The 22,528-nt window shown below is 61.2% G+C and carries 21 protein-coding genes; 12 read left to right on the top strand and 9 right to left on the bottom strand.

What is annotated here, in order from left to right; translation table 11 throughout:
* Position 1: 1 nt before the first annotated feature.
* The 6 genes from J3Q04_RS14325 to gloB all read right to left on the bottom strand — a co-directional run bounded on the left by J3Q04_RS14325 (position 2) and on the right by gloB (position 8,293).
* Entirely contained in the window at positions 2 to 1,021 is a 1,020-nt protein-coding gene (locus J3Q04_RS14325) for an ABC transporter permease (RefSeq protein WP_434563729.1), read from the bottom strand.
* Between the two features lies 1 nt (position 1,022).
* Positions 1,023 to 2,099: a microcin C ABC transporter permease YejB gene (locus J3Q04_RS14320; protein WP_420766566.1), complete on the bottom strand. Its 1,077-nt coding sequence runs from the start codon at positions 2,097 to 2,099 to the stop codon at positions 1,023 to 1,025.
* A gap of 4 nt (positions 2,100 to 2,103) precedes the next feature.
* Positions 2,104 to 3,957 carry an extracellular solute-binding protein gene (locus J3Q04_RS14315; protein WP_434611095.1) on the bottom strand — a complete coding sequence of 618 codons (1,854 nt, stop codon included), beginning with the start codon at positions 3,955 to 3,957 and terminating at the stop codon, positions 2,104 to 2,106.
* Complete coding sequence (locus tag J3Q04_RS14310; protein WP_434611562.1) at positions 3,954 to 5,783, bottom strand: extracellular solute-binding protein; 1,830 nt, start codon at positions 5,781 to 5,783, stop codon at positions 3,954 to 3,956. Before J3Q04_RS14310 ends, J3Q04_RS14315 begins: the two co-directional genes overlap by 4 nt.
* Positions 5,784 to 5,977: 194 nt before the next feature.
* Complete coding sequence (locus J3Q04_RS14305; RefSeq protein WP_420766564.1) at positions 5,978 to 7,426, bottom strand: transglycosylase SLT domain-containing protein; 1,449 nt, start codon at positions 7,424 to 7,426, stop codon at positions 5,978 to 5,980.
* 99 nt (positions 7,427 to 7,525) lie between these two features.
* Positions 7,526 to 8,293 carry a hydroxyacylglutathione hydrolase gene (gene gloB / locus J3Q04_RS14300; RefSeq protein WP_420766563.1) on the bottom strand — a complete coding sequence of 256 codons (768 nt, stop codon included), beginning with the start codon at positions 8,291 to 8,293 and terminating at the stop codon, positions 7,526 to 7,528.
* 65 nt (positions 8,294 to 8,358) lie between these two features.
* Between gloB and J3Q04_RS14295 the strand changes: the two genes are divergently transcribed.
* The 4 genes from J3Q04_RS14295 to J3Q04_RS14280 all read left to right on the top strand — a co-directional run bounded on the left by J3Q04_RS14295 (position 8,359) and on the right by J3Q04_RS14280 (position 11,427).
* Positions 8,359 to 9,117 (top strand): class I SAM-dependent methyltransferase, encoded by a 759-nt coding sequence (locus J3Q04_RS14295; protein WP_420766562.1) that lies wholly within the window; start codon positions 8,359 to 8,361, stop codon positions 9,115 to 9,117.
* Between the two features lie 86 nt (positions 9,118 to 9,203).
* The gene (rnhA, locus tag J3Q04_RS14290) at positions 9,204 to 9,656 is read left to right on the top strand and encodes a ribonuclease HI (RefSeq protein ID WP_434611098.1); all 453 of its coding nucleotides are present in this window, start codon (positions 9,204 to 9,206) and stop codon (positions 9,654 to 9,656) included.
* A 225-nt stretch (positions 9,657 to 9,881) separates the two neighbouring features.
* The gene (gene dnaQ, locus J3Q04_RS14285; protein WP_420766560.1) at positions 9,882 to 10,643 is read left to right on the top strand and encodes a DNA polymerase III subunit epsilon; all 762 of its coding nucleotides are present in this window, start codon (positions 9,882 to 9,884) and stop codon (positions 10,641 to 10,643) included.
* A gap of 169 nt (positions 10,644 to 10,812) precedes the next feature.
* Positions 10,813 to 11,427: a GNAT family N-acetyltransferase gene (locus J3Q04_RS14280; protein WP_420766559.1), complete on the top strand. Its 615-nt coding sequence runs from the start codon at positions 10,813 to 10,815 to the stop codon at positions 11,425 to 11,427.
* Here J3Q04_RS14280 and J3Q04_RS14275 read toward each other — a convergent pair.
* Positions 11,393 to 12,286 (bottom strand): LysR substrate-binding domain-containing protein, encoded by an 894-nt coding sequence (locus tag J3Q04_RS14275; RefSeq protein ID WP_434611101.1) that lies wholly within the window; start codon positions 12,284 to 12,286, stop codon positions 11,393 to 11,395. The genes J3Q04_RS14280 and J3Q04_RS14275 overlap by 35 nt on opposite strands.
* Positions 12,287 to 12,372: 86 nt before the next feature.
* The gene (locus tag J3Q04_RS14270; RefSeq protein ID WP_420766557.1) at positions 12,373 to 12,603 is read right to left on the bottom strand and encodes a hypothetical protein; all 231 of its coding nucleotides are present in this window, start codon (positions 12,601 to 12,603) and stop codon (positions 12,373 to 12,375) included.
* A gap of 185 nt (positions 12,604 to 12,788) precedes the next feature.
* On the opposite strand from J3Q04_RS14270, the gene J3Q04_RS14265 reads away from it, so the two are divergent.
* Complete coding sequence (locus tag J3Q04_RS14265; RefSeq protein WP_420766556.1) at positions 12,789 to 13,346, top strand: NADPH-dependent FMN reductase; 558 nt, start codon at positions 12,789 to 12,791, stop codon at positions 13,344 to 13,346.
* 149 nt (positions 13,347 to 13,495) lie between these two features.
* On the opposite strand, the gene J3Q04_RS14260 is transcribed toward J3Q04_RS14265, so the two are convergent.
* Positions 13,496 to 14,446 (bottom strand): DUF1853 family protein, encoded by a 951-nt coding sequence (locus J3Q04_RS14260; RefSeq protein ID WP_420766555.1) that lies wholly within the window; start codon positions 14,444 to 14,446, stop codon positions 13,496 to 13,498.
* A gap of 105 nt (positions 14,447 to 14,551) precedes the next feature.
* On the opposite strand from J3Q04_RS14260, the gene J3Q04_RS14255 reads away from it, so the two are divergent.
* The 7 genes from J3Q04_RS14255 to J3Q04_RS14225 all read left to right on the top strand — a co-directional run bounded on the left by J3Q04_RS14255 (position 14,552) and on the right by J3Q04_RS14225 (position 22,496).
* The gene (locus tag J3Q04_RS14255; RefSeq protein ID WP_003180647.1) at positions 14,552 to 15,442 is read left to right on the top strand and encodes an NAD(+) kinase; all 891 of its coding nucleotides are present in this window, start codon (positions 14,552 to 14,554) and stop codon (positions 15,440 to 15,442) included.
* Entirely contained in the window at positions 15,439 to 16,413 is a 975-nt protein-coding gene (locus J3Q04_RS14250) for a metallophosphoesterase (protein WP_420766633.1), read from the top strand. Before J3Q04_RS14255 ends, J3Q04_RS14250 begins: the two co-directional genes overlap by 4 nt.
* Positions 16,410 to 17,282, top strand: coding sequence for a rhomboid family intramembrane serine protease (locus J3Q04_RS14245; protein ID WP_434563737.1), 873 nt, complete (start codon positions 16,410 to 16,412; stop codon positions 17,280 to 17,282). The genes J3Q04_RS14250 and J3Q04_RS14245 overlap by 4 nt, the downstream gene beginning before the upstream one ends.
* A 45-nt stretch (positions 17,283 to 17,327) precedes the next feature.
* Positions 17,328 to 17,588 carry a YeaC family protein gene (locus J3Q04_RS14240; RefSeq protein ID WP_420766553.1) on the top strand — a complete coding sequence of 87 codons (261 nt, stop codon included), beginning with the start codon at positions 17,328 to 17,330 and terminating at the stop codon, positions 17,586 to 17,588.
* Positions 17,585 to 18,415, top strand: a complete 831-nt coding sequence (locus J3Q04_RS14235) for a DUF2797 domain-containing protein (RefSeq protein ID WP_434563739.1) — start codon at positions 17,585 to 17,587, stop codon at positions 18,413 to 18,415. Before J3Q04_RS14240 ends, J3Q04_RS14235 begins: the two co-directional genes overlap by 4 nt.
* 13 nt (positions 18,416 to 18,428) lie before the next feature.
* A complete protein-coding gene (pepN, locus tag J3Q04_RS14230; RefSeq protein WP_434611106.1) occupies positions 18,429 to 21,086 on the top strand; it encodes an aminopeptidase N in 2,658 nt (885 codons plus the stop codon).
* 357 nt (positions 21,087 to 21,443) lie between these two features.
* A complete protein-coding gene (locus J3Q04_RS14225) occupies positions 21,444 to 22,496 on the top strand; it encodes a WD40/YVTN/BNR-like repeat-containing protein (RefSeq protein ID WP_420766550.1) in 1,053 nt (350 codons plus the stop codon).
* Positions 22,497 to 22,528 lie beyond the last annotated feature (32 nt).

Here is a 22,528-nt window from a genome sequence, read left to right as displayed (position 1 = left end):
TTCACTTCCTCGGATCGAAGGCATCGCGAGCGGACTCGCCGATGAACACCAGCAGGCTCAGCATGATCGCCAGTACGGCGAACGCGCTGATGCCCAGCCACGGCGCCTGGAGGTTGGACTTGCCCTGGGCTACCAGCTCGCCCAGGGAAGGCGCGCCCGCCGGCAGGCCGAAGCCGAGGAAATCCAGGGCGGTGAGGGTGCCGATGGCGCCGGTGAGGATGAACGGCATGAACGTCATGGTCGAGACCATGGCGTTGGGCAGGATGTGGCGGAACATGATCGCGCCGTTCTGCATGCCCAATGCGCGAGCGGCGCGCACGTATTCCAGATTGCGGCCGCGCAGGAACTCGGCGCGCACGACGTCCACCAGGCTCATCCAGGAAAACAGCAGCATGATGCCCAGTAGCCACCAGAAGTTGGGCTGGACGAAACTGGCGAGGATGATCAGCAGGTACAGCACCGGCAACCCGGACCAGATCTCCAGGAAGCGCTGGCCGGCCAGGTCCACCCAGCCACCGTAGAAACCCTGCAGGGCACCGGCGATCACCCCGATGATCGAGCTGAGCACCGTCAGCGTCAGGGCAAACAGCACCGAGATACGAAAACCGTAGATCACCCGCGCCAGCACATCGCGCCCCTGGTCATCGGTACCGAGCCAGTTCACCGAGGAGGGCGGCGCCGGTGCCGGGACTTTCAGGTCGTAGTTGATGCTCTGGTAGCTGAACGGAATCGGTGCCCACACCACCCAGGCGTCCTTGGCGGCCAGCAGCTCACGGATGTACGGGCTCTTGTAGTTGGCCTCCAGCGGGAATTCGCCGCCAAAGGTGGTCTCGGGGTAGCGCTTTAGGGCCGGGAAATACCAGCCGCCGTCGTAATGCACCACCAGCGGTTTGTCGTTGGCGATCAGCTCGGCGCCCAGGCTCAGCACGAACAGCACCAGGAACAGCCACAGCGACCACCAGCCGCGCTTGTTGGCCTTGAACAGTTCGAAACGGCGGCGATTGAGAGGGGACAGGTTCATCTCAATGCTCCCGGCTTTCGAAATCGATGCGCGGATCGACGAAGGTGTAGGTCAGGTCGCCAATCAATTTCACCACCAGCCCCAGCAAGGTGAAGATGAACAGTGTGCCGAATACCACGGGGTAGTCGCGGTTGATCGCGGCTTCGAAACTCATCAGGCCCAGGCCGTCGAGGGAGAAGATCACTTCCACCAGCAGCGAGCCGGTGAAGAAAATGCCAATGAAGGCCGAAGGAAAGCCGGCGATCACCAACAACATTGCGTTGCGAAACACATGGCCATACAGCACGCGGTTGCGGGTCAGGCCCTTGGCCTTGGCGGTGACCACATACTGCTTGTTGATTTCATCGAGGAAGCTGTTCTTCGTCAGCAGCGTCATGGTGGCGAAGTTGCCGATCACCAGCGCGGTCACTGGCAAGGCCAGGTGCCAGAAATAGTCGAGGATCTTGCCGCCCAGGGTCAGTTCATCAAAGTTGTTGGATGTCAGCCCACGCAGCGGGAACCAGTCGAAATAGCTGCCGCCGGCAAACACCACGATCAACAGGATGGCAAACAGGAACGACGGGATCGCATAGCCGACGATGATCGCCGAACTGGTCCACACATCGAAATGACTGCCGTGCCGCGTCGCCTTGGCGATCCCCAGGGGGATGGACACCAGGTACATGATCAGTGTGCTCCATAGCCCGAGGGAGATGGACACGGGCATCTTTTCCTTGATCAGGTCAATGACCTTGGCGTCGCGGAAGAAACTGTCACCGAAGTCCAGGCGGGCGTAGTTCTTGATCATGATCCACAGGCGCTCCGGGGCGGACTTGTCGAAGCCGTACATGCGCTCGATTTCCTTGACCAGCGCCGGGTCCAGGCCCTGGGCGCCGCGGTAAGAGGAGGAACCTGCCACCGATACCTCGGCACCGCCGCCAGCGATGCGGCTGGTGGCGCCTTCGAACCCTTCGAGCTTGGCGATCATTTGCTCCACCGGGCCGCCGGGCGCGGCCTGGATGATGACGAAGTTGATCAGCAGGATGCCGAACAGCGTCGGGATGATGAGCAACAGCCGCCGAAAAATATAAGCCAGCATCGGGTTACTCCACACTCTCGGGAGCGGCGATTTGCTGCTCGATGACCTGCTTTTCTACCTCATCGGCTGGCTTGACCTCCGGCTTGACCCACCATGTAGTGGTGCCGATGTCATAGGTCGGCGTGACTTTCGGGTGGCCGATGTGGTTCCAGTAGGCCACGCGCCAGGTCTTGATGTGCCAGTTGGGAATTACGTAATAGCCCCATTGCAGGACCCGGTCCAATGCCCGGGCATGGGCCACCAGGCTCTTGCGCGAGTCAGCGTTGATCAACTGTTCCACCAGTTGGTCCACGGCAGGGTCCTTGAGGCCCATGGTGTTGCGGCTGCCGGGTTTGTCCGCAGCGGCCGACATCCAGAATTCGCGCTGCTCGTTTCCTGGCGAGCTGGATTGCGGAAAGCTGCCCACCACCATATCGAAGTCCCGCGAACGCACGCGGGTGATGTATTGCGACACGTCGACGCGGCGGATCACAAGTTCAATGCCCAGGTCACTCAGGTTGCGTTTGAACGGCAGCAGGATCCGTTCGAATTCGGTCTGGGCCAGCAGGAACTCCAGCACCACCGGCTTACCTTGGGCATCGACCATCTTGTCATCGACGATGCGCCAGCCGGCTTCCTGCAACAGCTGATAGGCCTTGCGTTGCTGGTCGCGGATCATGCCGCTGCCGTCGCAGACCGAAGGTTGGAAGGCTTCGGTGAAGACTTGCTCGGGAATCTTGCCGCGCAAGGGTTCGAGAATCTTCAGCTCGTCTTCGCCGGGCAACCCGGTGGCGGCCATTTCCGAATTCTCGAAATAGCTGCGGGTGCGGGCGTAGGCACCGTTGAACAACTGCTTGTTGGTCCATTCGAAGTCCAACAGCAGGCTCAGGGCCTGGCGCACCCGTACATCCTGGAACACCGGGCGGCGCAGGTTGAAGATGAAGCCTTGCATGCCCGTAGGGTTGCCGTTGGGAATCTGTTCCTTGATCAGGCGGCCTTCGGTCACGGCGGGGATGTTGTAGGCGTTGGCCCAGTTCTTCGCGGTCATTTCCAGCCAGTAATCGAACTGTCCGGCCTTGAGGGCTTCCACCGCCACGGTGTTGTCGCGGTAATAGTCGGTGGTCAATACGTCGAAGTTATAGAAACCGCGGTTCACCGGCAGGTCCTTGCCCCAATAATCCTTCACCCGCTCATAGCGGATCGAACGTCCGGCCTTTACTTCGGTGACCTTGTAGGGCCCGCTGCCCAGGGGAATTTCCAGGTTGCCCTTGCTGAAATCGCGGCTGGCCCACCAATGCTTGGGCAATACCGGCAGTTGGCCGAGGATCAGCGGCAGTTCACGGTTATGGGTGTGCTTGAACTTGAACAGAACCTTGAGTGGGTCTTCGGCGATGACCTCGGCCACATCGTTGTAATAGCCGCGGAACATCGGCGCGCCATCCTTGGTCAGGGTCTCGAAGCTGAACACGACATCTTCGGCGCGCATGGGGTGGCCGTCGTTGAAGCGCGCTTCGGGGCGCAGGTAAAAGCGCACCCAGCCGTTGTCCGGCGCTTTCTCGATTTTTTCCGCGACCAGGCCGTATTCGGTGAAGGGCTCATCCAGGCCTTGCTTGGCCAAGGTGTCGTAGATCAGGCCGATGTCATCGGCAGGTACGCCTTTGCTGATGAATGGGTTGAGGCTGTCGAAGCTGCCAAAGCCACCCTGACGGAATATTCCGCCCTTGGGGGCATCGGGGTTCACGTAGTCGAAATGCTTGAAATTGGCCGGGTACTTTGGTGGCTCGTTGTACAAGGTCACGGCGTGCTGCGGCGCGGCGCAGGCCAGCCCGGCGAATAACAAACTGCCGGCCTGCAGAAGCAGGGCGCGTAGAGGCTTCATTGATCTTTCTCCGAAGATTTCAGCCACCACGCGCTCAGGCCCAGGGTGTAGGGCGGCGTGGTGACAAAGGCGAACCGGTTGCGATACGCCAGGCGATGGTAATTGATATACCAGTTGGGAATGCAGTAATGCTGCCACAGCAGGACCCGGTCCAGGGCCTTGCCGGCGGCGACTTGTTCGTCGCGGGTCTGGGCGGAGAGCAGTTTTTCCAGCAGATGGTCAACCACCGGATTGGCGATCCCTGCGTAGTTCTTGCTGCCCTTGATCCCGACCTGGCTGGAGTGGAAATACTGCCATTGTTCAAGGCCCGGGCTGAGGGTCTGGCCCAGGGTCAGCAAAATCATGTCGAAGTCGAACTGGTCCAATCGCTGCTTGTACTGGGCACGATCCACTGTGCGCACTCGGGCCTGGATGCCAATGCTGGCCAGGTTTTCGACGTAGGGCTGCAGGATGCGCTCCAGGTTCGGGTTGACCAGCAGGATCTCGAAGCGCAGGGGTTGGCCGGCGGCGTTGAGCAGGTGCTGGCCGTTGAGGGTCCAGCCGGCTTCCTTCAGCAGGCCAAGGGCCCTGCGCAGGGTTTCCCGGGGAATGCCGCGCCCGTCGGTTTGGGGCAGGCTGAAGGGCTCGGTCAGTAATCGAGGGGGCAGTTGTTCACGGTAAGGTTTGAGCAACAGCCACTCGTGGCCGACGGGCAGGCCAGTGGCGGAGAATTCGCTGTTGGGGTAATAGCTGAGGGTTCGTTTGTACGCGCCGCTGAACAGGGTGCGGTTGGTCCATTCGAAATCGAACATCAACCCCAGGGCTTCTCGGACCTTGACCTCGCCGAAGGTGGCGCGCCGGGTGTTCATGAACAGGCCCTGGGTCTGGGTCGGAATCTGGTGGGGAATCTGCGCCTTGATCACATCGCCACGGTTCACCGCCGGAAAGTTGTACCCGTTGGCCCAGTTCTTGGCCTGGTGCTCGATGTAGATGTCAAACTCACCGGCCTTGAAGGCTTCGAAGGCGACGCCGCTGTCTCGGTAGAAATCCACTTCCATTCGATCGACGTTGTACTTGCCACGATTGACCGGCAGATCCTTGCCCCAGTAGTCCTTGACTCGCTCGAACACCAATTGGCGACCTGGCTGCACTTTGGTGATGCGATAAGGCCCGCTGCCCAACGGCGGCTCGAAGGTGGTCGCCTTGAAATCGCGGTCTTTCCAATAATGCTGCGGCAACACCGGCAGCTCACCCAGGCGCAGGATCAGCAGCGGATTGCCCGAGCGCTTGAACACGAAGCGGATTCTCAGCGGGTTGAGGACATCCACCCGCAGCACTTCCTGCAAATTGGTCCGGTATTGCGGATGGCCATCTTTGAGCAGCGTTCGGTAGGAAAACGCTACGTCATAGGCAGTGATCGGCACACCATCATGAAAGCGCGCTTCGGGCCGCAGGTTGAACACCACCCAGCTGCGGTCCTCGCTGTACTCCACCGACTGGGCGATCAAGCCGTAACTCGACGTTGGCTCATCCCCTGAGGGCGCATATTGGCCAGTGCCTACCATGAGCGGTTCGTTCAGCTCATTGATGCCGTATTGCAGGAAGTTCGGCGTGGAAACCGGGCTGCTGCCCTTGAATGTATAGGGATTGAGGGTATCGAAGGTGCCAAACGCCATGATCCGCAAGGTGCCGCCCTTGGGCGCTTGCGGGTTGACCCAGTCGAAGTGGGTGAACCGGGCCGGGTATTTCAGCGTGCCGAACTGCGCATAGCCATGGCTTTCGCTGATGGTAGCGTCGGCGGCAGGGCTCGATGCCAGGCTGATCAGGAGCAGGAGGAGGGGGCGTATCAAGTCTGGGATCCGATCCAGGCGGCTTGGGCATTTATGGCCTGTACAGTAACAGCTTGTATGGGCGGGAAAAAGGCGGTGGGCCAAAGCCTCTCAGATTAGGCGAAGCCGGGGCGAGAATGCATTCGTGGCGAGGGAGCAAGCTTCCTCGCCACGAATGCTGCTCGGGCACAGCCCTTCAGCCATCGATAAGCCTAGTGCGGGGAATAGACCGTCAACATCTGCCCAGGCTTGAGCGCCTTGCCCATGCGCGGGTTCCAGCGCTTGAGGTGCTGCATTTCGACATTGAAGCGCTTGGCGACGACGTACAGCGAGTCACCCTGCTTGACCTTGTATTGGGTCTGCTTCTTTTGTTCCTTGCCCTTGGCGGCCACGACGGTGTTGATGCGCTTGCCGCGGGCCTTGGTGGCCTTGACGTCCTGCATCACCAACGTTTGACCGACCTTGAGCTTGTTGCCGCTGAGCTTGTTCCAGCGCTGCAAGTCCTTGGTCTGGACCTTGTTGGCCTTGGCGATCTGGGCCAGGTTGTCGCCGCGCTTGACGCGGTAGGTGCGCCTTGCGCCTTCCACTTCGCTGTCATCGGCGGTCTCGAAGACTGGCTTGAGCGAGCGAGGGCTGATCAGTTCTTCCGGGCGCATGGTCGACAGGCTGGCGGTCAGCAGTTGCGCCTTGGAGGTCGGCACCAGCAGGTGCTGCGGGCCGTCGATGGTGGTGCGCTGCTTGAAGGCCGGGTTGAGCTGGAACAGCTCGTCCTCGTCGATGTTCGCCACCGCCGCGACCTTCGACAGGTCCATGCGCTGGTTGATCTCGACGACCTGGAAGTACGGCTCGTTGGCGATCGGGTTGAGGTTCACGCCATAGGCGTCCGGAGCCAACACGACCTGGGACAGCGCGAGCAGCTTGGGCACGTAGGCCTGTGTTTCGCTGGGCAGCGGCAGGTTCCAGTAGTCGGTGGGCAGGCCAAGCTTCTCGTTGCGCTCGATGGCGCGGCTGACCGTGCCTTCACCAGCGTTATAGGCCGCCAGTGCCAGCAACCAGTCACCGTTGAACATGTCGTGCAGGCGCGTCAGGTAGTCCATCGCGGCGGTGGTGGACGCGGTAATGTCACGACGGCCGTCGTAGAAGCGGGTCTGGCGCAGGTTGAAATAACGCCCGGTGGAAGGGATGAATTGCCACAGTCCCACTGCATTGGCCCGGGAATAGGCCATGGGGTTGTAAGCGCTTTCGATCACCGGCAACAGCGCCAGCTCCAGCGGCATGTTGCGTTCTTCAAGACGCTCGACGATGTAGTGGATATATAAGCTGCCGCGCTCGCCGGCATTTTCCAGGAATGAAGGGTTGCTGGCGAACCACAAACGCTGCTGCTCGATGCGCGGGTTGACGCCGGCGGTTTCCTGGAGCTGGAAGCCCTGGCGCATGCGTTCCCACACATCCTGGGGCACCTGGGGGGTAGGCTTTTCCGTGAGCCACACAGGTTTTTGCTTGGCCCGCGCGGCGACATTCGGCTTATGCGCAGCATCGCTCTGTGGCACCTGGCCGGTGCTCTGACAGCCCGCCAGCGTGGCGGACACTGCCACCGCGATGGCCTGGGCCAAGCGGGTCAGTGTGTCTGACTGGACGGACCTGCGAATAGATGACGACATTGGCTGGAAGTAAGTTCCGGGCAAAAATGTCGGCCGATTCTAGGAAGCGCACCCCAGCAGGTCAACCATTCAGAATTTTTGTATCAATCGGTAGCTGCCTTAGAACTTATCTTTCCAGGCCCTCAAGGCCGCAAAAACCTCACTCGCCGTCTGGTTGGGTTGACCGTTCCGTTCGTCTGCTTTTTGTTTAACGGATGTTTCAGCGGTGCGCAAAAACGGATTGGTGAGTTTTTCCAGAGCCAGGGTCGAGGGCAGGGTGATGATGCCCTGGTTGCGCTGCTGGGTGACTTTCTCCAGGCGGGCGGCAACGTCTGGGTTGGACGGCTCGACCGCGGCGGCGAATTTCAGATTGCTCAAGGTGTATTCATGGGTGCAGTAGACAAGCGTATCTTCAGGGAGCGCGGCGAGGCGGCCCAGGGAGTGGTGCATCTGTTCGGGCGTGCCCTCGAAAAGCCGTCCGCAACCGGCGGCGAACAGCGTGTCGCCACAGAACAGCAGGCCACGGTGGTAGTAGGCGATATGCCCCAATGTGTGCCCGGGAACCGCATAAACATCGAAGTCCAGGCCCAGCACATTGACTTTCGCGTGGTCGTTAAGGGCGATGTCTCGCGCCGGGATGTTTTCGCTGGCCGGGCCGTAGACGGTGGCGCCGGTCGCGCTTTTCAGCGCGGCGACACCGCCGACATGATCGTGGTGATGGTGGGTGACCAGGATGTCGCTCAAGACCCAGTCGGGATGAGCCTCAAGCCACCCCTGCACTGGCGCGGCGTCGCCTGGATCGACCACGGCGCAAGTCTGCGTCGAGTGGTCTTGTAACAACCAAATGTAGTTATCGTTAAACGCGGGCAGGGCAGTGATCTGTATCATCGTCGAATTCGCCAAGCTCAAAACAAAGGCGCATCTTAGAACTTCCTGACGCGTTGGAGAATGCAATGACCGATGAAGCGTTCGCTCAGGCCGATCCTGACTGGCTGGCATTGATCAGCTCTGCCCGTGAGTGGCTGTCCGGCCCTGTCGGGCAATTTCTGCTGGAAGAAGAACGGCGCATGCTCGAAGACGAGTTGGGCCGGTTCTTTGGCGGCTATCTGGTGCATTACGGTCCTTCGGCGCAAACGCCACCGTCGGCGCCTCAGGTCCAGCGCAACGTGCGCTTGGGGGCGCCGTTGCCGGGCGTCGAGATCGTTTGCGAGGAGCAGGCCTGGCCCTTGAGCGAGCATGCCGCCGATGTGGTGGTGATGCAGCACGGCCTGGATTTCTGCCTGTCGCCCCATGGGCTGTTGCGCGAAGCCGCCAGCAGCGTGCGGCCCGGTGGGCATCTGTTGATCATCGGCATCAACCCCTGGAGCAGTTGGGGATTGCGCCATGTATTTGCCAGCGATGCGCTGCGCCAGGCCCGTTGCATTTCGGCCTCGCGGGTCGGCGACTGGCTCAACCTGCTGGGTTTCGCGCTGGAGAAACGCCGCTTCGGGTGCTATCGTCCGCCGCTTGCGTCGCCCAAGTGGCAGGCCCGATTGGCTGGCTGGGAGCGCAAGGCGGGTGACTGGCAATTGTCCGGTGGCGGCTTCTATTTATTGGTGGCGCGCAAGATCGCGGTCGGGCTGCGCCCGGTGCGTCAGGCGCGACGCGAGCCGATGGGCAAGCTGATTCCCTTGCCGATGGCCAAGGTCAACCGTCGCCACATCGAGCCGTAATCCCTTTATCGATGGTTCTGGCCGTATCCGGCTCCGGGCGCTGAACGGCCCTGGGCGGCGGCCTTTTGTTTTTTGGATTGATTGGCATGAGCGATAGCGTGGAACTCTTCACTGATGGCGCCTGCAAGGGCAACCCTGGCCCGGGTGGCTGGGGTGCATTGCTGGTGTGCAAGGGCGTGGAAAAGGAGCTCTGGGGCGGCGAAGCCAATACCACCAACAACCGCATGGAGCTGATGGGCGCCATTCGGGGGTTGGAAGAGCTCAAGCGTCCGTGCGACGTGCTGCTGGTGACCGACTCGCAGTATGTAATGAAAGGCATCAACGAGTGGATGGCGAACTGGAAGAAGCGCGGCTGGAAGACGGCGGCGAAAGAACCGGTCAAGAACGACGACCTCTGGAAATTGCTGGACGAGCAGGTCAACCGCCACAACGTCACCTGGAAATGGGTGCGTGGCCACATTGGTCACCACGGAAACGAACGGGCCGACCAGTTGGCCAATCGAGGAGTGGATGAGGTGCGCGGCTACAAGCAGTCCTGATCCGGCCGGATCTGTTTTTTGGCAAATGGAAATAATCGTGGCGAGGGAGCTTGCTCCCGCTGGACCGGTCCGGCGCCTCGGGCGAAGCAGGCCCCTTTCGGCGGTCGCTGCGCAACCTAGTGGGAGCAAGCTCCCTCGCCACAAAAGCGGTCCCAGGCTAATCCCACCTCATAGCATGGTAAGATCCGCGCTTTTGCAAGACTGCCCGTTGAGAATTGAACACTGATGGCCAACAGATCTGTAGTACTGGATACCGAAACCACCGGCATGCCGGTGACCGACGGTCACCGGATTATTGAAATCGGCTGTGTCGAGCTGATGGGTCGGCGCCTGACCGGCCGTCATTTCCACGTTTACCTGCAACCGGACCGCGAAAGTGACGAGGGTGCCATTGGCGTGCACGGCATCACCAATGAATTTTTGGTGGGCAAGCCGCGTTTCGCCGAGGTGGCCGATGAATTCTTCGAGTTCATCCAGGGCGCCCAGCTGATCATTCATAACGCGGCGTTCGACGTCGGGTTCATCAACAATGAATTCGCCCTGTTGGGCCAGCACGACCGCGCCGATATCACCCAGCACTGCACCATTCTCGACACGTTGATGATGGCCCGGGAACGGCATCCGGGGCAGCGCAACAGTCTCGACGCCTTGTGCAAGCGCTACGGCGTCGACAACTCCGGCCGTGAGCTGCACGGCGCCTTGCTCGACTCCGAAATCCTTGCCGACGTCTACCTGACCATGACCGGCGGGCAGACCAGCCTGTCCCTGGCCGGTAACGCCTCGGACGGCAACGGTACCGGCGAAGGTTCGGGCAACCAGGCGACCGAAATCCGTCGCTTGCCTGCGGACCGCAAGCCGGCCCGGATCATCCGCGCCAGCGAAAGCGACCTGGCCGAACATGCCGCGCGTCTGGAAGCGATCGCCAAGTCCGCGGGCGCCCCGGCATTGTGGACGCAACTGGCTGAGGCGCAGGCCGCCGCGAATTGATCCGGATCCACGGTTCATACCGATCATTTCTCGCGACAATCGCCAGTACCTTCTAACCTGAAGCAAGGCAGGCCATGGATACCCGCTTGATGTGTGAAGATTCGAGAGGCAAGGGCAATGGATGGCACTGTGCCGTTGATTGCCTCAAGGAATGAGGACCTTTCCCTGTATGCAACCGGTCAAGAATCCCAAGCATCCCGGCCTCTCGGTACGCGTCGTCGACGACGGCTTTGCCGTGTATGTCTGGGGCAGTGATTTCAGTTTTGACGTCAGCGCCTACGGTACGCCGCAGATCGGCCGGCCGGTGAGCCAATGGCCGGTGACGCCGATCGTTCCCTACCGCAAGTGCTACGGTATCGATCCTGAAGAATTCGCCAGTTTCCGGGATGCCCCCGACAGCGAAATCTTCATGGCCTACCTGGACGACCAGCCAGTGGGTCACCTGGTGATCAGCACCAACTGGAATGGCTATGCCCATATCGATGAGTTGGCGGTGCATGCCCCGGCTCGCCGGCATGGGGTGGCCAAGGCACTGTTGGACGTGGCCCAGTTCTGGAGCCGCAAGAAAAAACTGCCGGGCATCATGTTGGAAACCCAGAACAATAACCTGGGTGCCTGCCGTCTCTACGAACGTTGCGGCTACGTGCTCGGCGGGATCGATCATTTGCGCTATCGCGGCATCGATCGGCATACCGCCGAGGTGGCGCTGTTCTGGTACCGGTTGTTCGACGATCCGCTGGGCATGACGATCAGTGGTTCAGCAACGCCTCGGCTTGTTCCGTAATTCGTTCCAGCAGCGCTTGGACCGTCGGCGAGGGCTGCACACCGTTCAGGCTGAGTGCGTAAAGGCAGATCGGAACGGCTGGTGACACCGGGCAGATATCCAGCTCGCTGCCCTTGGCGCCCGAGGCGGTGAATGGATCGACGATGGCGAGGCCTTCGCCGGCTTCGACCATCGCGCGCATCATCTGGTGCGTCTGCACACGAATCTGGATCACCGGTGCGGGGCGCAGCGCCGCGAGCTTGTGGTCGAATGCCAGGCTCAGCGGGTCATGACCATCAAGCCCCACCAGCGACTGGCCCGCCAAGTCCTGTATTGAAATGTATTTCTGCCGAGGTTGCAGCCAGCCATGGGGCGCCAGCAATTGCAGTTTGCCTTGGGCGATTGTCTGGCAGTGGATGTCCGGGTGTTCCGGATCGTGCAGGCTCAGGCCCAAGTCGCTTTCACGCAGCAACAGGCTCTTGACGATTTCGCGGGTTGGTTCGCTGAGCAGGGTGCAAGGCGCATCCGGATGGCGCCGACGCAGGGCGGCGATGCCCAGGGGCAGCAACTGTTGCGCCAGCGGCGGGGTGCAGATGATGCGCAGGGGCGGGGCCTGATGATGTTTCAAGCTGCTGGCCAGCCGCTGTATTGGCTCGAGGGTGTCGTAAAGCTGCGTAATGCCTTCGCGCAACTCCAGGGTTTCGCGGGTGGCCTGCAATCGTCCGCGAACGCTGGCAAACAGCATGAAACCGAGCTGGGCTTCCGCATCGCGCAGGATCGACTCGACTTCGGCCACCGGCAATTGCAGCCATTCGGCCGCGGTTGCGAGGTGGCCGGTCTGCAGCAGCGCCTGGATCACTTCGATGTGGCGTAAACGCATGCAAGAAGTCCGTTTTAGGCAGGTAAGCCATTGGGAGGCTGAATCCTAACCCAATTACGGGTGCGACTTCTGCTCAAGAAACCGGGTTACAGCGCTATTTGCGGTTCGGGTTCGCGGATCAGTTCGATGCCGGACTGCACCAGGAGAAATTTCTCCTCATCCAACTTGCTGACTCGATCGCCAATGGCCAGCTTATAGGTGATGACATCCTTGCCAATGCCGTCCTGGGACGGGTCTGATTCTTGGAATTCATGCACAGAATAGACGCGTCCTTCAGCGTCCCGCGCATGAAACTGTCCGACAAGTACTGTTGCCATTGCTTAGAACCTCTGGAAATAGATCACTCGATTTGCGGTTCTGTAGACCTTTGCCGAGCGCGGTAAGTTTTCCTACAAGAAAAAAATAGTCCGTGCGGCAGGTTTTCGACGCTCCATTGGTCCAATTGTCGTGCCGATCATCTATAACTACAGGCTTCCTATGAGCCGACAATCGAGAACCTCTGATGAGTAATGTCTACAACGTTGCCGTTTTGGTGGGCAGCCTGCGCAAGGCGTCGATCAACCGCAAGATTGCGCTGGCGTTGGCGGAGCTGGCGCCAACCAACCTCAAGCTGAATATCGTCGAGATAGGCGAACTGCCGCTGTACAACGAAGACATTGACGTGACACCGCCCCAAGCCTACGCCAGGTTTCGCGAGCAAGTAGGCGCCGCCGACGCGCTGCTGTTCGTAACCCCGGAATACAACCGCTCGGTGCCGGCCCCTCTGAAAAACGCCATCGACGTTGGCTCGCGCCCTTACGGCCAGAGTTGCCTGAGTGGCAAGCCAGGCGCGGTGATCAGCGCTTCACCCGGTGCGATGGGTGGTTTCGGCGCCAACCATCATCTGCGCCAATCCCTGGTGTTTCTCGATGTGCCCTGCATGCAACAACCGGAAGCCTACCTGAGTGGCGCGGGGACCGCGTTCGACGAAGCGGGCAACCTCTCGGATTCGGTCAGGCCGTTTTTGCAGAAGTTTATCGATAGCTATAGCAAGTGGGTCGAGCAGCACAAGAAGCTTTGATCTGTGTTGACGGTGCCGGCGTTGGTTGTGCGGTTGTCCCTTAGATGGCGTCGGCCTCAATCGCGAGCAAGCTCGCTCCCACAGGAAATTGCATTCCAGATGTGGGAGCGAGCCTGCTCGCGATGGTGCCCAGAAGGGCATTTCAAAGCTTAGCCGTTGCCCGGCACATCCGGCCAAAGATCCGCCACAAGGAACGCCCGCTCGGCTTCTTCCCATTCGCCCTCGGCATTTTCCGTCAGGCGCACCATCAGTTGTGCCGGCGCCATGGGGTCGAGTGCGGTTCGCCAGGCGTCCAGTTGCGCGGCAGTCCAGACCTGGTCTGGCGGATAATGGGCCGGGGCCAGCCAGGCGGCGCGGGGCAGGGGCTGCCAGCGGCCCGGAGGCCGTTGGCCGATGAACCCAGGCCAATCGCGTTGATGCAGCCAACGGCCGCGCAAATGCCTGGGGTGCGCGCCGCTCGGTGGTTCGGCCTCGCCGGGCCAGGGGTAGAGCAGATAACCGCCGAGCCATAGGTGTGGGCGAAACGATTCGATGCCCAGCGCAGCCAGGGCTTGACGACTTTCCGGGCGGGCTGAAATCGGCAGTTGGTGCTCGCGCAGGTGCGCCAGCTTGCGGTCGAGACGGTCATGGCAGCCGGGGCCGAGCCATTGCGCAGTATCGTGGCCGTTGCCCTGTTGCGGGCCCAGGTACAGCTTGATCGCCAGTTCCAAGTGGTGCACACCTTCGCCATCGCGCAGCAGCAGGTCCAGTTCCCCCAGCGTATGGCCTTCGCGACGGATCGGCAGGTTCGCCGCGATCAGTTCGATGCCCGGCGCGTGTTGCACGGCAAACTGCCACAGCCTTTCGTAATACAGGCCCAGGCGCCGCGTCCGACCTTGGGACAGGCATTGCAGCAGCGGGTAGCTGTCGCGGTCCAGTTGGCGAAGCCAATGCTCCAATCGATGGGGTTGCTGCACCCAGTCGCTGCCCGCCAGCGGGTGACGCTGGGGCCAAGGGGTGTCGATGAGCATCGGTGGGGCGACGATCACCCACGCCAGATCCCGCACTTCGGGATGGCGCAGGCGGCGGGGCAGGTCCAGCAACTCAGGGAACAGGATCATCTTGCGAGCATAGCCGTTGCGCTGGAGGCTTAAAGAATTTTGTCTACGGAGCGCTTTCGCCCATAATCGTATTTTTCGCCCGTCGCAGACCCTCACAGGAGCCTCATGGAGCAATTTCGCAATATCGGCATCATCGGTCGCCTGGGCAGTTCACAGGTGCTGGACACCGTTCGCCGTCTCAAACGCTTCCTCCTGGAGCGGCACCTGCATGTGATCCTCGAAGACACCATCGCCGAAGTGCTGCCGGGCCACGGTCTGCAGACATCGTCGCGCAAGATGCTCGGCGAAGTCTGCGACATGGTCATCGTCGTCGGCGGCGACGGCAGCCTGCTGGGCGCCGCCCGGGCCTTGGCGCGGCACAACATTCCGGTACTGGGCATCAACCGTGGCAGCCTTGGCTTCCTCACCGATATCCGCCCGGACGAGCTGGAAATCAAGGTTGCCGAGGTACTGGACGGCCATTATCTGGTGGAGAACCGCTTCCTGCTGCAAGCCGAGGTCCGTCGTCACGCCGAGGCCATCGGCCAAGGCGATGCCCTCAACGACGTGGTGCTGCACCCCGGCAAGTCCACCCGCATGATCGAATTCGAGCTGTACATCGATGGCCAGTTCGTCTGCAGCCAGAAGGCCGACGGCCTGATCGTCGCGACGCCCACCGGTTCCACCGCCTATGCGCTGTCGGCGGGCGGGCCGATCATGCATCCCAAGCTCGACGCTATTGTGATTGTGCCCATGTACCCCCATACCTTGTCTGGGCGACCCATCGTGGTCGATGGCAACAGTGAACTGAAAATCGTCGTGTCCAAGGATATGCAGATCTACCCGCAAGTATCATGCGACGGCCAGAACCATTTCACCTGCGCGCCAGGTGACACCATCACCGTCAGCAAAAAGGCCCAGAAGCTGCGCCTGATCCACCCGTTGGATCACAACTACTACGAAGTCTGCCGGACCAAGCTCGGCTGGGGCAGTCGTCTGGGGGGTGGAGGCGACTGATGCTCGATCCCGCGCGCAGTTACGACCTGATCGGCGACGTGCACGGATGCGCCTTGACCCTGGAACACCTGCTTGACCGGCTCGGTTACCACAAGCAGGGCGGGGTCTGGCGGCATCCGTCGCGCATGGCTGTGTTCCTTGGAGATATCATCGACCGTGGCCCGCGTATTCGCGAGGCGCTGCACATCGTCCACGACATGGTGCAGGCCGGCCAGGCGCTGTGCATCATGGGCAACCACGAATTCAATGCGCTGGGTTGGAGCACGCCGGCACTGCCGGGCAGCGGCCAGCGCTACGTGCGTGAACACACGCCGCGCCATGCCCGCCTGCTCAACGAGACGCTGAGCCAGTTCGAGCAGCACCCTGGCGAGTGGCGCGATTTCCTCAAATGGTTCTATGAGCTGCCGTTGTTTGTCGATGCCGGCCGTTTCCGGGTCGTGCACGCTTGCTGGGATGCCGGCCTCATCGAACCCTTGCGTGGCCTGTTTCCGAATGGCTGCGTCGACGAGCATTTTCTCCAGGCGTCGGCCGAATCCGGCAGTTTCGCCTGTACGGTCTTCGACCGCCTGCTGCGGGGCACCGACATGCGCCTGCCCCATGGCATGACCCTGACGGGTGGCGATGGCCTGACGCGGGCATTCTTCCGCACCAAGTTCTGGGAAGACAACCCGCAGACCTACGGCGACATCGTGTTCCAGCCTGATGCATTGCCAGAACCTGTGGCCCGCACGCCATTGTCCCCGGATGAAAAAAACAACCTGCTGCGTTATGGCGTCGATCAGCCGATGTTGTTCGTCGGCCATTATTGGCGCAGCGGCAAGCCTGCGCCGATCCGCTCGAACCTGGCGTGCCTGGACTACAGCGCGGTGCTCTATGGCAAGCTCGTTGCGTATCGCCTCGACCAGGAAACCCGCCTGGATCCGCACAAGTTCGTCTGGGTCGATGTCGAGCGACCGGAGGTGGTGCAATGAGCGTCGTCGCGGTCCTGCGCCTGCCCCTGGCGGTAGACCTCAGCGGTTTCGTCAAACTGCTGCAACGCATGCAGGTCCCCCATCGCGTCAGTGAAGAGGCGGGTGAGCAGGTGCTCTGGGTGCCGAACGAGATCAGTGAAGACGTGCGCTCGTTGTATGCGCGATTCCCTGCTGGCGATCCCGAGCAGCAGCTGGAACTGCCGGACAAGGGCAGCACTTCCCGGCGAACCGGGTTCGTGCAACAGCTGACCCGCAGTCCGGTGACGGCCCTGGTATTGCTGCTGAGCCTGATCGTCAGCGCCGTGACGCTGCTGGGGGACAATCTTGAAACCTTGCGCTGGCTGACCTTCCTCCAGTTTCGCATCGTCGGCGAGTACATCCAGTTCACACCGCTGGCCGATAGCCTGGCGGCGGGGCAGTGGTGGCGCCTGGTGACGCCGATGCTGATTCACTTCGGCTTCCTGCACATCGCCATGAATGGCATGTGGTATTGGGAGCTGGGGCGGCGGATCGAAGCGCGCCAGGGCGGCATCAACCTGTTGGGGCTGACGCTGCTGTTCAGCCTTGTCTCCAATTTCGCCCAGTACTTTTTCAGTGGCCCGACGCTGTTCGGCGGGTTGTCGGGAGTGTTGTACGGCCTGCTGGGGCATTGCTGGATCTACCAACTGCTCGCACCGAACCCGGCCTATCATTTGCCCCGAGGGGTGCTGGTGATGATGCTGGTGTGGTTGCTGCTGTGCCTGTCCGGGCTGGTTTCGCTGATCGGTTTCGGCGAGATCGCCAACGCGGCCCATGTCGGTGGGCTACTCGTCGGCTGCTTCACCGGGCTGTTGGGCGGGCTGTTCGCTCGCCGTAAAATGTCTCTTTGACAGGCGCCTGTGTCTTTTGAAAATGCGCGATTGCGCGGAGAATCCATGTCTTCCTTCAACGAAATGATCCAGAACATCACCCCCGACATCTACCGCAGCCTGAAGTTGGCCGTGGAGATCGGTAAATGGGCCGATGGCAACAAGCTCACCGCCGAGCAGCGCGAGCTGTCGCTGCAGGCGATGATCGCCTGGGAAATCCAGAACCTGCCCGAGGAAGAGCGCACCGGCTACATGGGCCCGCAGGAATGCCAGTCCAAAGCCATCGAAGTGCCCAATATCCTGTTCAAGTCGGATGCCATCCATTGATCGAGATTGGCCGCGGTGCAATCAGCAAGATGTCGGCGCGCCTTGACGGGCCGACTGTTCAATATGCCTTTCGCCTGGGTGACGTCGAGGTGCCGGTCAATCCGTTGATCGGCAGCACGATTCGCCTGCAATACCTTGGTGCGATCCACTGCACCCATTGCGGACGCCGGACCAAGACCAGTTTCAGCCAGGGTTATTGCTACCCTTGCATGACCAAGCTGGCCCAGTGCGACCTGTGCATCATGAGCCCCGAGCGCTGCCATTTCGACGCGGGCACCTGCCGCGACCCAGCGTGGGGCGAGCAGTTCTGCATGACCGATCACGTGGTCTACCTCGCCAATTCGTCGGGCGTGAAAGTCGGCATCACCCGCGCCACGCAGTTGCCGACCCGCTGGCTCGACCAGGGTGCGAGCCAGGCGCTGCCGATCCTGCGGGTCGCCACCCGCCAGCAGTCGGGGTTCGTCGAGGACCTGTTCCGCAGCCAGGTGGCGGACAAGACCAACTGGCGCGCCTTGCTCAAGGGCGACGCGGCGGCGGTGGACTTGCCCGCCATCCGCGATTCCCTCTTCGAAAGCTGCGCCCCGGGCTTGCAGGGCCTTCAGGAACGATTCGGCTTGCAGGCGATCCAGACCATAGCGGACGTCGAACCCATCGAGATCCGTTACCCGGTGGAGCAATACCCGGCCAAGATCGTCAGCTTCAACCTGGACAAGGACCCGATCGCCGAGGGCACGCTGTTGGGAATCAAGGGCCAATACCTGATTTTCGACACCGGCGTGATCAATATTCGTAAATACACGGCTTACCAGCTCGCCGTGCATCAGTAGAAGGATTCGACCCATGCGCACCGAACAACCGAAGATGATCTACCTCAAGGACTATCAGGCCCCCGAGTACCTGATCGACGAAACACACCTGACCTTCGAGTTGTTCGAGGACCACAGCCTGGTCCATGCGCAACTGGTGATGCGCCGCAACCCCGAGCGCGGTGCCGGACTGCCGCCGCTGGTGCTCGATGGCCAGCAGTTGGAATTGCTGTCGATCAAGCTCGACGACGCCGACCTGGGGCAGGGCGACTACCAGCTCGATGACAGCCACCTGACCTTGCAGCCCAAGGCCCAGGCGTTCACGGTCGATACCACTGTGCGGATCCATCCGCAAACCAATGCAGCGCTGGAAGGCCTCTATAAATCCGGCAGTATGTTTTGCACCCAGTGCGAGGCCGAGGGGTTCCGCAAGATCACTTACTACCTCGACCGCCCTGATGTGATGAGCAAGTTCACCACCACGGTAGTGGCCGAGCAGCACAGCTATCCGGTGCTGCTGTCCAACGGCAACCCGATTGCCAGCGGCCCCGGCGAAGACGGTCGGCACTGGGCGACCTGGGAAGATCCGTTCAAGAAGCCCGCCTACCTGTTTGCACTGGTGGCCGGTGACCTGTGGTGCGTCGAAGACACGTTCACCACCATGACCGACCGCACCGTGGCGCTGCGCATCTACGTCGAGCCAGAAAACATCGACAAATGCCAGCACGCCATGACCAGCTTGAAGAAGTCGATGCGCTGGGACGAAGAGGTGTACGGTCGCGAATACGACCTCGACATTTTCATGATTGTCGCGGTCAACGACTTCAACATGGGCGCCATGGAAAACAAGGGCCTCAATATCTTCAACTCCAGCGCCGTGCTGGCCCGTGCCGAAACCGCCACCGACGCCGCGCACCAGCGGGTCGAGGCGATCGTTGCCCACGAATATTTCCATAACTGGTCGGGCAACCGCGTGACCTGCCGCGACTGGTTCCAGTTGTCGCTCAAGGAAGGCTTCACGGTGTTCCGCGACGCCGGCTTCTCGGCGGACATGAACTCGGCCACCGTCAAGCGTATCCAGGACGTGGCGTACCTGCGTACCCACCAGTTTGCCGAGGACGCGGGGCCAATGGCCCACCCGGTGCGCCCGGACAGCTTCATCGAGATCTCCAACTTCTATACCTTGACCGTGTACGAAAAGGGCTCGGAAGTGGTCGGCATGATCCACACCCTGCTGGGGGCCGAAGGCTTCCGCAAGGGCAGCGACCTGTATTTCGAGCGTCACGACGGCCAGGCCGTAACCTGCGACGATTTCATCAAGGCCATGGAAGATGCCAACGGTGTCGACCTGAGCCAGTTCAAGCGCTGGTATAGCCAGGCAGGTACCCCACGGCTGGTGGTGAGCGAGTCCTACGACGCAGCGGCCAAGACCTACAGCCTGACCTTCCGCCAGAGCTGCCCGCCAACCCCGGACAAAGCGGAAAAACTGCCGTTCGTGATTCCCGTCGAGTTGGGCCTGTTGGACAGCCAGGGCGGTGAAATGCCCCTACGCCTGAACGGCGAAGCGGCGGCCATCGGCACCACTCGGGTGATCTCGGTGACCGAAGCCGAGCAGACCTTCACCTTCGTCGATATCGCCGAGAAGCCTCTGCCTTCGTTGCTGCGCGGTTTCTCCGCACCGGTGAAACTGAGCTTCCCATACGACCGCGACCAACTGATGTTCCTGATGCAGCACGACAGCGATGGCTTCAACCGCTGGGATGCCGGCCAGCAGTTGTCGGTGCAGGTGTTGCAGGAACTGATCGGCCAGCACCAGCGGGGCGAGAGCCTGGTGCTGGATCCACGGCTGGTCAGCGCATTGCGCACCGTGCTGTCGGATGAATCGCTGGATCAGGCGATGGTCGCGGAAATGCTCTCGCTGCCAAGCGAAGCCTACCTGACCGAAATCAGCGAAATCGCCGACGTCGAGGCGATCCACGTCGCCCGCGAGTTTGCCCGCCGGCAATTGGCGCAGGACCTGTTCGAAGCCTTATGGCTGCGCTATGAGGCCAATCGCGACCTGTCCCGGCGCACGCCTTACGTGGCCGAGGCTGAACACTTCGCCCGTCGCGCGTTGCAGAACATTGCGCTGTCGTACCTGATGCTGACCGACAAACCGCAAGTGTTGAGCGCGACGCTCGATCAGTTCGACACTGCCGACAACATGACCGAGCGCCTCACGGCGCTGGCGGTGCTGGTCAACTCTCCGTTCGAAACCGAGAAGGCTCGCGCCCTGGAAGTGTTCGCGGAAAACTTCAAGGGCAACCCACTGGTCATGGACCAATGGTTCAGCGTACAGGCGGGCAGCCCGTTGCCGGGTGGCCTGGCGCGGGTCAAGGCGCTGATGGAGCACCCTGCGTTCAACATCAAGAATCCGAACAAGGTGCGGGCGTTGATCGGCGCGTTCGCCGGGCAGAACCTGATCAACTTCCACGCCGCCGACGGTTCGGGCTACCGCTTCCTGGCGGATCTGGTCATCCAGCTCAACGGTTTCAACCCGCAGATCGCCTCGCGGCAACTGGCGCCGCTGACCCGGTGGCGCAAATACGACAGTGCCCGCCAGGCACTGATGAAGGCCGAGCTGGAGCGCATCCTGGCGTCTGGCGGGTTGTCGGCCGATGTGTTTGAAGTGGTGAGCAAGAGCCTGGCTTGACCAGGCTTCGCGCTGCCTTTTGTGGCGAGGGAGCTTGCTCCCGCTGGCCTGCAAAGCAGGCCTGCCCTTGATTCGTTTCGCCACTGAAGGCGCGTGAACCAGGAAAAGGGAGTCCGCCGGCCTCCAGCGGGAGCAAGCTCCCTCGCCACAGTCATCATTCTCACGAATATCTTCTGATTCACCCCTTCCCGTTATCCCCATGGTTAACAAAAGATAACGTGGCGTCGATTGTCAGACCTTTCGAAAGCCCGATAGGATAGGTTCCGCTTGCGAGTGGCTCTAGATTGCAGGTTTCAGGGCTATGCTCCAAGCCTGGCAACGTACCAAGCCATAACAATAATAATGGGGGAAAGGTCTATGAATGAGCCTGTCATGGCTGTGGGCCGCTGCCGGCCGCCGATGCTGCGCCGTGTGGCGTTGCTGGCCTCGGCGCTCTCACTGCTGGGCTCCGCCGTCTTGTCGGCACCCGTGCTGGCGGTGGCCGCATCGACATCCGATGTCATCTATTCCGTCGAGTCGGCAAAGGCCAGCAAGACCCTGATGCTTGATGTGGTCCAGGCCGGCCAGCGACTGGTGGCGGTCGGTGACCGTGGCCACATCGTCTATTCCGATGACCAGGGTAAATCCTGGACCCAGGCCAAGGTTCCGACCCGCCAGCTGCTCACTGCGGTGTTCTTCGTGGATGACAAGCATGGCTGGGCCGTAGGACACGACGCGCAGATCCTCGCCAGCGTCGACGGCGGCACCACCTGGACCAAGCAATTCGAAGACCTGCCTCGCGAGGCGCCCTTGCTGGACGTCTGGTTCCAGGACCCCAGCCATGGGTTCGCCGTGGGTGCCTACGGTGCGCTGTACGAGACCAACGATGGCGGCAAGCACTGGGAAGACGCCAGCGACCGCCTCGACAATGAAGATCAATACCACCTCAATGCTGTTACCGCCGTGAAAGATACAGGGCTGTTCATCGTCGGCGAGGCCGGCAGCATGTTCCGTTCCTCCGATTGGGGGCAGACCTGGGAAAAAATCCAAGGCCCTTATGAAGGCTCGCTGTTTGGCGTCGTTGGCACAGCCCAGCCTTCGACCCTGTTGGCCTACGGCCTTCGCGGCAATCTTTATCGTTCCACCGATTTTGGCACGACCTGGGAGCAGGTCGAGCTCAAGGCCGCCCGTGGCGCGCTGGAGTTCGGCTTGTCGGGTGCAACGCTGTTGCCGGACGGCTCGATCGTCATCGTCGGCAACGGTGGCAGCGTGATCCGCAGCACCGACGATGGCGTGACGTTCAGCGTGTTCAACCGTCCGGATCGAATTTCCGTGGCGGCCGTCACGTCGGCGGGCAACGGTAACCTGATCTTGGCGGGACAGGGCGGTGTTCGCGCCACCACGTCCACTGGCGCCGAATTGAGCAAATGAGCCGGACCTGTCAGACGGGCACAATAACAACA

Source organism: Pseudomonas sp. D4-21, assembly GCF_051132125.1.
In the GTDB taxonomy this organism is placed as follows: Bacteria; Pseudomonadota; Gammaproteobacteria; order Pseudomonadales; family Pseudomonadaceae; genus Aquipseudomonas.
Note: the sequence above shows the minus strand (reverse complement) of the source record. Positions and strands in the feature narration are given on the sequence as shown.